The sequence below is a fragment of the Pseudoclavibacter sp. RFBA6 genome (assembly GCF_002931575.1).
Classification (GTDB): domain Bacteria; phylum Actinomycetota; class Actinomycetes; order Actinomycetales; family Microbacteriaceae; genus Pseudoclavibacter; species Pseudoclavibacter terrae.
Window position 1 is genome coordinate 388,838 of the sequence record NZ_PSUA01000010.1, and the last position, 12,980, is coordinate 401,817.

Genomic DNA, 12,980 nt, shown 5'->3' on the forward strand with positions numbered 1-12,980 from the left:
GATCTGTGAGGAGTCCGGCCCCGAGGTCGTGTCGGTGTGCTCGTGGGTGCTAGGCGGTGACGCCGGGGAGGATCGCGGTGCCGACAAGACCCGCGAGGATGCCGCCGATGATCGGACCGACGATCGGAACCCACGAGTAGCTCCAGTCGCTGCCGCCCTTGCCCTTGATGGGGAGGAAGGCATGCGCGAGGCGGGGCCCGAGGTCACGGGCTGGGTTGATGGCGTACCCCGTGGGGCCACCGAGGCTCGCGCCGATGGAGACGACGACGATCGCGACGGCGAGCGGCGCGAGGTTGCCGAGGCTCGTCGAGTCCGGGGCGGTCGATCCGAGGTCGCTGCCGAGGATGCCCGGGAAGTTCGTGAAGGCGATGACGGCGAGGACGAGGACGAACGTCGCGATGATCTCCGTCACGGTGTTCCAGCCGAGGCTGCGCTTCGCCGGTCCGGTGGCGAACACGGCGAGCTTGGAGGCCGGGTCGGGTTCGTCGTCGAAGTGCAGCTTGTAGGCGAGCCACACGATGACGGCACCGAGGATGGCACCGATCAGTTGCGCCAGGATGCGCAGGCCGATCTCTCCTCCGTCGATCGGGTCGCCGTTCACGAGGCTGTTGGCCGCGAGACCCAGCGTCACTGCTGGGTTGAGCTGGCCGCCGGAAGCCGCAGAGGAGAGCACGCCGATGAAGACGGCGAAGCCCCAGCCGAAGTTGATGAGGAGCCAGCCGCCGCCGTTGCCCTTCGTGCCCTTGAGGACGACGTTGGCGACGACACCGCAACCGAGGAGGACGAGCACTGCGGTGCCCACCAGCTCGGCCAAGAAGATCGATCCTAGATCCACGGGATTGCCTTTCTGGGAAGTTCGATACGGGCGAGCCCGTGCCGCGATTGAGCGGTTCTTCACCCTAGGCACAGGGCGCACTAACACGCGCGTGTTACGCGGGAATTTCCCCGAATTGTGACAACCCCTCGGCACTAGGCTGGGTCTGGTTGCAATGCTGCCGCCAACATCTCGTCGAGAGGATGATCGTGAAGAAGCTGATCAACGATCCGAAGGACGTTGTCAAAGAGGCCCTGGAAGGCATGGCGCTGGCGCACGCGGATATTCTCCGGCTTGCCCCGGAGCCCGCTTTCCTGGTCCGAGCCGATGCGCCGGTCGAGGGCAAGGTCGGCATCGTGTCCGGCGGTGGATCGGGACATGAGCCGATGCACGGGGGGCTGGTCGGGTTCGGGATGCTCGATGCCGCGGTTCCAGGACCGGTGTTCACCTCCCCGACGCCAGACCCCATCCTCGAGGCCACGAAGGCCGTCGACTCCGGCCGCGGGGTCCTCCACATCGTCAAGAACTACACCGGCGACGTCCTCAACTTCGAGACGGCCTCCGATCTCGCGCTGGCCGAGGAGATCGAGGTGCGGAGCGTCATCGTCGATGACGACGTCGCCGTGAAGGACTCCCTCTACACGGCTGGCCGCCGGGGAGTCGCGGGAACCGTGCTCGTCGAGAAGATCGCTGGCGCCTCGGCTGAGCGCGGCGACGACCTCGACACCGTCGCGGGATTGGCTGAGAAGGTCAACGCCAACGCCCGCTCGATGGGCGTCGCCCTCTCTGCGTGCACAGTTCCGCACGCCGGGGAGCCGAGTTTCGACCTGGGGGAGGATGAGATCGAGATCGGCATCGGCATTCACGGCGAACCGGGGCGCGCGCGAATCGCGATCGAGCCTGCGGATGCGATTGTCGACCGTCTGCTCGCTCCGATTCTGGAAGATCTTCCTTTCGCGTCGGGAGACGAAGTTCTTCTCTGTGTGAACGGAATGGGCGGTACACCCGAAATCGAGTTGTACATCGTGTTCCGGAGGGCGGCAGAGGTGCTCAGGGAACGAGGAATCACGGTGACCCGCCATCTCGTGGGGAACTTCACGACATCGCTGGAGATGCAGGGCTGCTCGATCACCGTGCTGAGACTCGACGACGAACTGACGGAATTATGGGATGCGCCCGTCCACACGGCGGCGCTCCGATGGGGAAGGTAGAACATGGCACTCGACGGAAACTGGGCTCGCAGATGGGTGGAGCTCGCCGCGGCCTCCATGGCTGAGAACCGGACTGAGCTGATTCATCTCGACAGGAACATCGGCGACGGGGACCACGGCGAGAACATGGACCGCGGATTCCAGGCGGCGCGCGGGAAGCTGCCGTCGCTGGAGGAGGGCGCCTCACCCGCCGACGTCCTGAAGCTCCTCGCGACGACGCTCATCTCGACCGTCGGGGGAGCGGCCGGGCCGCTCTACGGGACGGCCTTCCTCAAGGGGGCCGTCGCGTTGAAGGGCAAGGCGGAACTCGAGCCGGGAGACGTCGCGGCGTTCGTCGATGCGGCATCGGCTGGGCTCCAGCAGCGCGGCAAGGCGCAGCCGGGGGACAAGACCATGGTCGACGCGTGGGCCCCAGCCGCCTCCGCGGCGGAGAAGGCTGCTGGCGCGGGCGAGGATGCGGTTGCCGTGCTGCGCGCCGCAGCGTTCGCCGCCGTCGAAGGAGCCGCGGCCACCGAGCCGCTCGTGGCGAGGAAGGGGAGGGCGAGCTACCTGGGGGAGCGGAGTGCTGGGCACCGCGACCCCGGCGCGCAGTCAACGGCCTACCTCCTCGGCGCAGCCGTCGAGGCGGCCTCGTGACCGTCGGCATCGTCGTCGCGTCTCACTCCGCGCGCATCGCCGAGGGGATCGTGGAGCTGGCCGGTCAGATGGCGCAGGACGTCGCGATCATCGCGGCGGGTGGCACGGACGATGGTCGTGTCGGGACGAGCTTCGACCTGATCGAGAGCGCGGTCGCGCGGGCGCAGTCCGGGGACGGCGTCGCTGTCTTCACGGACCTCGGCTCCGCGGTCATGACCGCGGAGACCGTCCTGGAGATGCTCGACGAGGACGCCGGCGAGGTGCGGCTGGTCGACGCCCCCCTCGTCGAGGGCTGCGTCGCTGCGGCAGTCGCCGCGGCGGGTGGCGCCGCCCTGGGGGAGGTCGTCGCCGCGGGCGAATCAGCGTGGCGGCGCGACGGCGACGCGTCGCCGGACCCCGGTCAGGACTCCTCGAGCGGCACCGCTGCAGAGCGCGCGGCCGATGCTCTGCCAGCTGACGCGTCACCGAATGCAAGCGCCCGCGTCACGATCGTCAACGAGCAGGGGCTCCACGCGAGGCCGGCGGCTCAGCTCGTCGCCGCAGCCGCGAAGTTCGAGGCGGAGATCACGATCGGCGGGGCGGATGCGGACAGCCTCCTGCGCATCATCTCGCTCGGGGCGTCACAGGGGCAGGAGATCGAGGTCACCGCGACCGGTCGGGACGCGGACCAGGCCGTGCGCGAACTCGCCGAGCTCATCAGCTCCGGCTTCGGCGAAGCCTGACGATCACGCAACCGCGGAACGCGGCACCGGCGCGGAGGAGAAGTTTCCGCGCGTCGGCGTCCGCGCCTTCGGTAGAATCATTGCCAGGCGGGGGCACACCCCGCCGCACGCGGCCACCAGGGAGCTCACCGTCATGACCGTCTTCATCATCATCGGAGCGATCGGCCTCGGACTACTCGTCTTCTCGATGTTCTTCGGGGAGATCCTCGACGTCGATGCGGGCGGGCTGCTCTCGGTTCCAGGCCTCGCGGTCGCCCTCGTCGTCTTCGGCGCCTCCGGGGCGATCACGGACAGCATGGGACTCCCGCAGTTCTGGGCCTACATCGTCGCGATCGTCATCGGCCTGATCGCCTACGTCGGGTCAGCGCTTCTCGTGCGCAACCTCTCGAAGAGCAGCGATGGCGTGCCGCGCGACGTGACCGGTGACACCGGGACGGCGATGTCCCGCATCACGAACGCCAGCGGCGAAGTCGCGCTCGACGGCTCCCACGAGATCGAACGACGCCTCGCCTTCGCCGATGGCGACATCGAGCAGGGAACGCGCATCCGAGTCGTGCAGCACCTCGGCTCGCGCGTCAAGGTCGAACGCGAATCCAAGTGACCCCTGCCGCGCTGACCGGACGACGCGGCAGGCGCGGCACCCCCACAGCATGACCATCCACGACCTCCACGACAGGAAATCGACCATATGGACTTGATAGCTGCCAACGTCTCCGTGATCGGCGTCATCGCGATCATCATCGCGCTGCTCGCCCTCGGTGTCTTCATCGCATCCCGCATCCGCCGCGTCCCACCGAACGAGGCCCTCATCATCGTCGGCCGCGGCGCCGGGCAGAAGGCCCAGAGCGACATGACGGGACAGCGCGTCGTCATCGGAGGCCGCACGTTCGTCTGGCCGATCCTGCAGCAGGGCTTCGCGCTCTCGCTCGAGCAGCGCCAGATCGGCATCCAGGTCGAGGGCGTCGACAAGAACCGCATCAAGATCGCCATCAAGGCGTCCATCAACTTCAAGGTGTCCGGCACCGAGGAGGGCGTTCGCCGCGCGGCCCAGCGATTCCTCGACCAGCAGGAGGCGCTCACCGACATCATCCGCGAGTCGCTCGAGGGCTCGCTTCGCTCCATCGTCGGAGACATGACGATCGAGCAGATCATCTCCGACCGCAAGAGCCTCTCCGACCGCGTCGTGTCCGAGACGAAGGCCGACCTCATCGAACAGGGCCTGCAGGTCGACCTCCTCAACATCTCCGACATCTCCACGCCCGGCAGCGACTACCTGCAGAACCTCGGTCGTTCCGAGTCCGCTCGCGCCCGTCAGGTCGCCGAGGTCAGCGAAGCCGAAGCGGCTCGCGTCTCCGAGTTCGCGAAGATCGAGGCCTCGGAGCGCATCGCCGAGCGTGAGAAGGAACTGCGCCTGCGTCAGGCCTCCATCAAGGCCGAGACCGACCGCGCAAACGCGGAAGCAGAGGCCGCCGGCCAGTTCGCACGAGCCGAGCAGGACCGACTCGTCGCACAGCAGGAGCGCGAAGCGCTCATCGAGCAGGCGCTCGTGACGCAGGAGCGACTCGACATCGAGATCCGCAAGCCGGCCGAGGCAGACGCCTACGCGAAGGTCCAGCAGGCCAACGCCATCCGCGACACCGAGAACGCGGCGACCGACGCCGAGGTCTACAAGCGCACCCGCACGGCAGAGGCCAACAAGGTCGCCGCCGTCCAGGACGCGGAGGCAGCGGCAGCCGCCGTGCGCTACTCGGGTGAGGCCGACCGTGACCGCCAGATCGCGCTCGCCGCGGGTATCCGCGCCGAGGGTGACGCCCGCGCCGCGGCCATCCAGGCCGAGGGTCTCGCGGAGGCCGCGGCGACCGACGCCAAGGCGCAGGCGCTGCAGAAGTACGGCGAAGCCGCCATCGCGCAGGAGATCATCTCGCGCCTGCCGGAGATCGTCCGTGCCGCGGCCGATCCGATCAGCAACATCGAGAAGCTCACCGTCATCTCCACGGATGGCGCGAGCGCCGTCACGAAGACGGTGGGCTCGGTCCTCGGCGAGGGCACCGAAGTGCTCAAGACGCTCACGGGCATCGACCTGCAGCAGCTGGTCGGCTCGTTCGCCAAGGACGGTGGCCTCGCGCCCTCTGGCACGGCCACGGGGGACGCCACACCGAACAGCTGACCGAGAGTCGCGATCTCTCGTTCCGTGCACTGAGACGGGGCGGCCCCACTGGGGGTCGCCCCGTCTCGTCGTCTCCGGCCGCTACACTGACCCGCGTGAGCGCCGCCCCTGCAGAAGACTCCCCGCCGATCTCCCTCGCGGCGTTCCGGCCGACCCAGCGCGAGGTCCTCGCTCGCCTCGTGCCGACGCTGCTCGCCGTCGGCCTCGTAGCGTTCCTCGGCTACGCGCTGGCCACCGAGGCCGGCCGGCTGCAGCTCGACGAGCGCGGCTTCGTGCCCCTGCTACTCGGCTGGATCGCGATGCTCGGGCTCTGCATCCTGGGCGCGGTCGCCGCGCTCGCAGCCGAGCGCGGCGTGTCGACCGGACTGCGCTCGTACACCCGCCAGCGCGTGCTGCCGCTTGCCCTCGGGCATTCGATCCTCGCGGCCGCCGGCGCGACCTTCTGCAGCTTCTGGATCTCCGGGGGAGCGTACGACCTGCTCACGGTCCTCACATGCACGTTCGTGCTCACGCTGCTGTTCACGGCGTCCGTGCTCGTGCCGTCATACCTGACGGGCTTCGCACGCGCGGAGGCCGAGCGAGCCTAGAGCAGCACCTGGGGCGAGATCTCCACCGTCTGCTCCGGGGGCAGCCCGAACTGCGCTGCGGGAGAGGACGCTCCGCGCGACATGAGCACGAAGAACTTCGCCCGCCAAGTCGCCATCCCACTCGCATGGCCGGGCCGGAGCGCGATGCGCGAGAGGAAGAAGATCGCGCTCTCGTTGTCGAACTGCGAGACGGTGCCAGCGAGCCGCGCGTCCCGAAGCGAAAGCGGCACATCGCGACGGTCGAGGAACCCGTAGGTCAGCGTGATGTGCACGAGGCCCTCGGGGGCCGGCCCGATGTCGTCGATCCGACAGCGCGCGCGTTCCGGGATGTGCGGCACATCGGCCGTCGCGACGCGCACGAGCAGCACGTGCTCGTGGAGCGCATGGTTGACCCGGGTGTTGAGGCGGAGCGCGAGGGGAGCCGTCCGGGCGCCGCCGTGCGGGTAGATGGCCCAGCCGGGGACGCGCGTCGGCTGATCCGCGAGGAGGCGTCTCATGAGCTCCTGCAGGGTGCCTTCGAGGCGCTCCCGCCTGCCCGTGACGATGTCGCGGCCCCGTCTCCAGGTGAGCATGGTGAGGATGATCGCGGCGGCCAGCACGAGCGGCAGCCAGCCGCCCGCGAAGAACTTCACGAGGCCCGAGACGAAGAAGGCCAGTTCGAGCAGGACGATCGGCACCGTCACGATCAGCACTCGGTACCAGGACCATTGCCACACGATGCGCAGGTACACGATGAAGAGGGACGACGTGAGCAGGAAGGTCGTCGTCACCGCGAGCCCGTAGGCCGCCGCCAGGTTCTCCGAGGTTCGGAATCCGAGGACGACGCCGATGATCAGCACGAGGAGGATCGTGGAGACGACCGGGATGTAGATCTGTCCGATGGACGCACGCGAGGTGTGCTTGACGCTGAGGTTCGGCAGGAACCCGAGTCGCATGGCCTGTCTGGCGACCGAGAAGGTGCCCGAGATCACGGACTGGGAGGCGATGACGGTCGCGAGCGTCGCGAGCCCGATGAGCGGGAACACGGCCCAGGTGGGGGCCATCCGGAAGAAGGGGTTGTCGATGGCGGTCGGGTCCTCGATGACGAGGGCGCCCTGCCCGAGGTAGCAGAGGGTGAGGGCCGGGAACACGACGAAGAGCCAGGCCTTGGAGATGGGGGAGCGGCCGAAATGGCCGAGGTCGGCGTAGAGGGCTTCAGCGCCGGTGACGGCCAGCACCACGGCTCCGAGCGCCACACCGGCGATGAGCGGCTCGCTGACGATGAAGCCGAGTGCATGGTGGGGAGAGAACGCCGCGAGGATCTCGGGATGCTCCAGGATGTGGGGGACGCCGAGGAGCGCGAGGGTGATGAACCAGACGAGCATGATCGGTCCGAACAGACGGCCGATGCCGGCGGTGCCGAACCGCTGCAGGGCGAAGAGGCCGACGAGCACGACGAGCGCGATGGGCACGACCAGCGCTCCGGTGCCCGGCACCGCGATCTCGAGGCCCTCGACCGCGGACAGCACGGACACCGCGGGGGTGATGACGCTGTCTCCGAAGAACAGGGCCGCCCCGATGATGCCGACGAGGGTCGTCGCGGCCATGGCGCGCCGTGATCCGCGAAGGCGGCGCCCGATGAGGGTTGAGAGCGCGAGGATCCCGCCCTCGCCCTCGTGGTCGGCGCGGAGCACGAACAGCACGTACTTGACGGTGACGAGCAGCGTGACGGCCCAGATGATGAGCGAGATCAGCCCGTAGACGTGCGCGATGCTCGGCTGCACGACACCGTCGTGCTCGGAGAACACCGCCCGCAGCGCGTAGAGGGGACTCGTGCCGATGTCGCCGAACACGATGCCGATCGCGGCGACGCCCACGGCTGACCGGGCGAGGAGGGTGCCGCTGGTTCTGGTGTGGGAGGCGGCGGCAGCCTCGGGTCGCGCGGTGCGCAGATCGTGCATGCGACCAATGTAGACCCGGTCTCCGGGGACGCTGACCGGAGACTAGAATTCCCGGGTTCGGCATCGAGCAGTATCGAGGGGATTCCGGTGACCAGCAAGGCAGTGCAGACCGCGACGCAAGACCCGCACGGTGGGGCCACCGGGCACGGCGGACTCCGTCGTGGCCTGAAGGCGCGCCACCTGCAGCTGCTCGCCATCGGCGGCGCGATCGGGACGGGCCTGTTCCTGGGATCCGGCACGACGATCAGCCTCGCGGGCCCGTCCATCATCTTCGTGTACGCCATCGTCGGCTTCGCGCTGTTCTTCGTCATGCGGGCGCTCGGGGAGCTGCTGCTCTCGAACCTCGGGTACAAGACGTTCGGGGACGTCGCGGCCGACCTCATCGGCCCCTGGGCTGGCTACGTGGTCGCATGGACGTACTGGCTGGCGTGGGTCATCACGGTTATCGCCGACATCGTGGCCATCACCGGGTACGTGGCGTTCTTCAACGCGGACATCCCCGCCTGGGCGCCGGCGATCGCCACGGCCATCGGCCTGCTCCTCCTCAACCTGCAGCCGGTCAAGGCCTTCGGCGAGACGGAGTTCTGGTTCGCGATCATCAAGGTCGTGGCGATCCTCGCCCTCATCGGCGTCGGCATCTTCCTGCTCGTCACCGGCTTCACGAGCGCCGACGGCGTCACGGCCTCGGTCTCGCACCTGTGGGACCACGGCGGCATGTTCCCGTTCGGCATCAGCGGGTTCATCCTGGGCTTCCAGATGGGCGTGTTCGCATTTGTCGGCATCGAGCTCGTCGGCACGGCCTCCGCGGAGGCAGAGGACCCGGAGAAGAACCTGCCGAAGGCGATCAACTCGGTCGTCGTGCGCATCCTCGTCTTCTATGTCGGCGCGCTCGTCATCATCATGTCGGTGACCCCCTGGGACCAGATCCAGCCGGGAGTGAGCCCGTTCACCTCGATGTTCGAGCTCATCGGGTTCCCGGCGGCGGCCATCGTCGTCAACCTGGTGGTGCTCACCTCGGCGGCATCGAGCGCCAATTCCGGCTTCTACTCGTCGACGCGGATGCTCTACGGTCTCGCGGCGGACGGGCAGGCGACGAGGCGGTTCGGCCTCCTGAACTCGCGTGGCGTGCCGACGCAGGGCGTGTTCTTCACGACCGCGTTCCTCTTCGCGGCGCTGCCCGTGCTCGCCCTCGGTGACAACGTCATGGCGGCGTTCACGGTCGTGACCTCCGTGAGCTCCCTCAACTTCATCGCGACGTGGACGTTCATCCTCGTCAGCTACCTCATGTTCAGGAAGAAGCGCCCTGATCTCCACGAGGCCTCGACGTTCAAGATGCCGGGCGGACGGTTCATGCCGTGGGTGATCCTGGCGTTCTTCGCCTTCATCCTCGTCGCGCTCGCCATGGGCGAGGACACCCGCGCCGGCCTGATCGTGCTGCCGTTGTGGTTCCTCGGCCTGGGCCTCATGTGGCGCTTCGTCGTCCGCAAGCGGGTCGCCCGTCGGCAGGCGGAGGAACTCGACGAGCTGGCCGAGGGCACTGCCCCCTAATCCGTCAGCGACTGCCCCCTGGATCCGACGATGGAGCGCAGCATGGCGCGCAGGATGCCGAAGAACCCGAGCAGGCCGATCACCGCCCCGAGCAGGTTGAACAGCTGCAGGCCGGGGGCGAGCGCTGGACCGCCGCCCGCGACGACCAGCACGATCGCGAGGATCACGGCGGTCAGGGCCACTGCCGTGTCGATGCCTCGGCTGACGAGACCCCCGAGCCAGCTGCGGTCCTGCCGGTCGGAGAACGGGCTGACCCGCACGCTCAGCTCGCCGTCTTCGAGCTTCGAGACGATCGTGTCGATGCGGTTCGGCATGCGGGCAGCGTAGGCGGCGGCGATGGCCGCCTTCGCCTGCGCGGTGCCGACGACCCGCTTGAGTGCGAGAAGCTGCTTCAGCAGCTTCGGCACGAAGGGGAGCGCACGCTGCACGAAGTCGAAGTCCGGTTCGATGACGCGAAGGCACCCCTCGAGCGTCGCGAAGCTGCGGAACGCGGAGGCGAGCGTCGAGGGGAGCGCGAGGTGGTGCTTGCGGATGACGTCGAGCATCATCGTGAAGATCGAGCCCTCCCCGCGAGGCCAGTGCTGCACCGAGGTGAGTGCGATGCCGATGTCGTGCCGGAAGGCCTCCACGTCGAGGTCCTCGGGAGCGTCGACGATGAGGAGCAGCGCGTCGGCGGCCGAGACGTCGTCGTCGCTCGCCGCCGAGAGCAGGAACGCGGCCAGGTGCTCGCGCTGGCTTCGCTGCACGATGCCGATCGCGCCGAAGTCGATGAGGCCGAGCGTGCCGTCGTCGCGGATGAACACATTGCCGGGGTGCAGGTCGGCGTGGAAGACGCCGTAGACGAGGATCTGCTCGATGACCGTCTCCATGAGCGTCTGCGCGAGGTCGTGGCGGGCCTCTGGGCCCAGCGCCTCCAGGCGGTCGGCTGCGGAGCTCAGCGGGCTCCCGTCCATGACGTCCATCGTCAGGACCCTGCGCGCGCTCGCCGCCGAGTACACGGCCGGGATGGCGATCTCCTTGAGCTCAGGGGAACCCGCGTGGATGTCGCGCATCGTGCTCTCGATCATGTGCACGTTCCGGGCCTCGACCCGATAGTCGAGCTCCTCTTCCAGCGTCGTCGTGAAGCCGGCGGCCATCGCCGAGAGCCGCATCTCCTTGCCGAGCGCGGTGTGCGTCTCGGCGCGGTCCGCGAGGCGCCCGATGATGTCCACGTCGGCCTCGACCTGCGCTCGCGCATCCGGTCGCTGCACCTTGACGACGACGGGCGAGCCGTCGACGAGGCGGGCGCGGTGCACCTGCGCGACCGAGGCGGCCGCCAGAGGAGTGGAGTCGATCTCCCGGAAGATCGTGTCGAGCGGCACCCCGAGCTCGCTCTTCAGCACCCGCTCGATCTCGGGCCACGGCACCGTCGTCGCGTTGGACTGCAGCCGTGCGAGTGCGGAGAGATAGGGTTCCGGCACGAGGTCACGTCTCGTCGAGAGGACCTGCCCGAGCTTCACGAACGTGACACCGGCGTGGTTGATGGTCGTGATGAGGGCATCCGCTCGCTGCTGGGCGGTTGTTCGCCCCTCTGCGGTCGAGGTCCGGCGCCCGTGCAGCAGCCAGCCCGCCCCGTCGCGCGACGCGATCGTGAGGATCTGCAGGTAGCGCTTCGTGCGGCTGCGACGCCGGATGGCGGAGCGGACGAGCTCGATCGGGTTCGGGAACGCGCGGGTGGGGATCGTCGCCTCGAGGGCGACGAGGACGAGAACGCCGAGGGCGAAGATCCACGAGACGGCGAGGAGGACCACGACCACGACGACCGTGAAGTTGGTCTCGCCGTCCTCGAGCTGGTCGACGCCGGTCTCCCTGATGATCCAGTTGCCGAAGGGGATCGAGGCGACGACGACGAGGGCACCGACGATGATCGCGCGGATGTACCCGATCGGGACACCGAGTACGCGGCGTGACACGAGCCCCACGAGGATGGCGGCGAGGATCGCGACGGCGATCAGCAGGGCGTTGGCGAACACGGCGCTCCTCGTCTGATGGGGGACTCGCCCAGGCTATCGGCAAGCGCAGCGCCCGGGCCATCGTGGCTCGGCGGTGCGCGCCGCAAGGCGTCCGCGCATGCGTCCGCGCATGCGTCCGGGCATGCGTCCGGGCATGCGTCAGCGCGTCCGTCAGCGGTTGAGGTACGGCAGGTGGGGTGCCGCGTCCTCGGCGAACTGCCGGAGGATGCGCCGCTGGGTCTCGGCGGGGTAGTCGAAGGGGAGGGCGATGACCAGCTCGTCGGCCGCGTGGATGCCCGCGTCGTCCGCGAGGGCTGCGGCGACCTGCTCCCCGGCGCCGTGGGCCACCCGCCCGAACTGGAACGGGAGGAGGCCGCCGCCGACGTTCGTGGCGCGCTCGGCGTCTCGCTCGAGCAGCCACTCCAGCTCCGCGCGCTCGGCGGGTGTGTCGTAGGGCGCGATGGCGCGGCTCACCGAGGCGAACGAGGGCGCCGACGCCACCCGCGCGTGCTCATCGCGATAGGCGCCGATGAACGCAGCCTGCGCGTCCTCGAAGCCGAGCTCGCCGATCTCCGTGTTGAGGGTCGAGAGCTGCAGGCGCAGCTCCCGCTGGCCGGTCCTGAGCGCACTCGAACCGCCGCCCGCGCCGTACGCGACGCGTTCCCGGAGCCCCGGGCTGTTCGGCTGGACGGTGAGCTCGCTGCCCGCTTCGGCGAAAGGGAGGTCCGTCTCTGCGGTCGCCACGGGGCGTCCCTCCACGGCGCTCAGGAATGCGGTGAGTCGCGCATCCACCAGCGCGCGCACGTCGTCGCCCTCGATGCTGCCGAAGGCCTGCGCGAAGGTCGACTCGGTCGCCGCGTACCCGGAGCTGAGGCCCAGCTCGAGCCGGCCCTCGGCGAGGAGGTCGAGCGTCGCCGCGTCCTCGGCGAGGCGAACGGGCTGCTCGAACCGCAGGGGAGTGACACTCGTTCCCAGGCGGATTCGCTTCACTCGCTGAGAGGCGGCGGCCAGGAACGTGAACGGTGAGGACAGGTAGGTCTCGAGGTGGCGGTGACGCACGTATCCCGTGTCGTAGCCGAGGTCCTCCGCGTACTCGAACAGCTCGAGCCCCTCCTGGAGCCCCAGCGAGCGATTCGACGTGACCCCTGTGTGCTCGACGAAGGCGAGGAAGGACAGCCGCTTCGGGGCGGTGGACGCTGGCGGCGTGGGGAGATCGCTCATGATGCACCCAAGCATCACGTCGCTTGTGCGCATCGCCGCACGCCCTCGTCACAGAGCGTAAGGCCCGGTAAGGAGCTGCAAGCACGTAGATCATAAAGATATAAACCTAGGCGGATGCGATGTCAGCGATGGATCACTGCCGT

The 12,980-nt window shown here is 68.8% G+C and carries 11 protein-coding genes; 7 read left to right on the top strand and 4 right to left on the bottom strand.

What is annotated here, in order from left to right; translation table 11 throughout:
- Window positions 1-49: 49 nt before the first annotated feature.
- On the bottom strand, window positions 50-835 hold the full coding sequence (locus tag C5C17_RS08095) for an MIP/aquaporin family protein (RefSeq protein ID WP_104252855.1): 786 nt from the start codon (window positions 833-835) through the stop codon (window positions 50-52).
- Window positions 836-1,023: 188 nt separating this feature from the next.
- On the opposite strand from C5C17_RS08095, the gene dhaK reads away from it, so the two are divergent.
- The 6 genes from dhaK (at window position 1,024) to C5C17_RS08125 (ending at window position 6,137) form a co-directional block, all read left to right on the top strand.
- Complete coding sequence (dhaK, locus tag C5C17_RS08100) at window positions 1,024-2,025, top strand: dihydroxyacetone kinase subunit DhaK (RefSeq protein WP_104252971.1); 1,002 nt, start codon at window positions 1,024-1,026, stop codon at window positions 2,023-2,025.
- 3 nt (window positions 2,026-2,028) lie between these two features.
- Window positions 2,029-2,661 carry a dihydroxyacetone kinase subunit DhaL gene (gene dhaL, locus C5C17_RS08105; protein WP_104252856.1) on the top strand — a complete coding sequence of 211 codons (633 nt, stop codon included), beginning with the start codon at window positions 2,029-2,031 and terminating at the stop codon, window positions 2,659-2,661.
- Window positions 2,658-3,383, top strand: coding sequence for a dihydroxyacetone kinase phosphoryl donor subunit DhaM (gene dhaM / locus C5C17_RS08110; RefSeq protein WP_104252857.1), 726 nt, complete (start codon window positions 2,658-2,660; stop codon window positions 3,381-3,383). Before dhaL ends, dhaM begins: the two co-directional genes overlap by 4 nt.
- Before the next feature lie 133 nt (window positions 3,384-3,516).
- On the top strand, window positions 3,517-3,984 hold the full coding sequence (locus C5C17_RS08115; protein ID WP_104252858.1) for an NfeD family protein: 468 nt from the start codon (window positions 3,517-3,519) through the stop codon (window positions 3,982-3,984).
- A gap of 87 nt (window positions 3,985-4,071) precedes the next feature.
- Window positions 4,072-5,550, top strand: a complete 1,479-nt coding sequence (locus C5C17_RS08120; RefSeq protein WP_104252859.1) for a flotillin family protein — start codon at window positions 4,072-4,074, stop codon at window positions 5,548-5,550.
- 95 nt (window positions 5,551-5,645) lie between these two features.
- A complete protein-coding gene (locus C5C17_RS08125) occupies window positions 5,646-6,137 on the top strand; it encodes a hypothetical protein (protein ID WP_104252860.1) in 492 nt (163 codons plus the stop codon).
- Here the strand turns inward: C5C17_RS08125 and C5C17_RS08130 are convergent.
- Complete coding sequence (locus tag C5C17_RS08130) at window positions 6,134-8,077, bottom strand: potassium transporter Kup (protein WP_104252861.1); 1,944 nt, start codon at window positions 8,075-8,077, stop codon at window positions 6,134-6,136. The genes C5C17_RS08125 and C5C17_RS08130 overlap by 4 nt on opposite strands.
- A gap of 87 nt (window positions 8,078-8,164) precedes the next feature.
- On the opposite strand from C5C17_RS08130, the gene C5C17_RS08135 reads away from it, so the two are divergent.
- Window positions 8,165-9,625: an amino acid permease gene (locus C5C17_RS08135; protein ID WP_258066071.1), complete on the top strand. Its 1,461-nt coding sequence runs from the start codon at window positions 8,165-8,167 to the stop codon at window positions 9,623-9,625.
- Here the strand turns inward: C5C17_RS08135 and C5C17_RS08140 are convergent.
- A complete protein-coding gene (locus C5C17_RS08140) occupies window positions 9,622-11,637 on the bottom strand; it encodes an AarF/ABC1/UbiB kinase family protein (protein ID WP_104252862.1) in 2,016 nt (671 codons plus the stop codon). The two genes, C5C17_RS08135 and C5C17_RS08140, sit on opposite strands and share 4 nt — an antisense overlap.
- 150 nt (window positions 11,638-11,787) lie before the next feature.
- A complete protein-coding gene (locus C5C17_RS08145; protein ID WP_181028522.1) occupies window positions 11,788-12,837 on the bottom strand; it encodes an LLM class flavin-dependent oxidoreductase in 1,050 nt (349 codons plus the stop codon).
- Window positions 12,838-12,980: the final 143 nt, after the last annotated feature.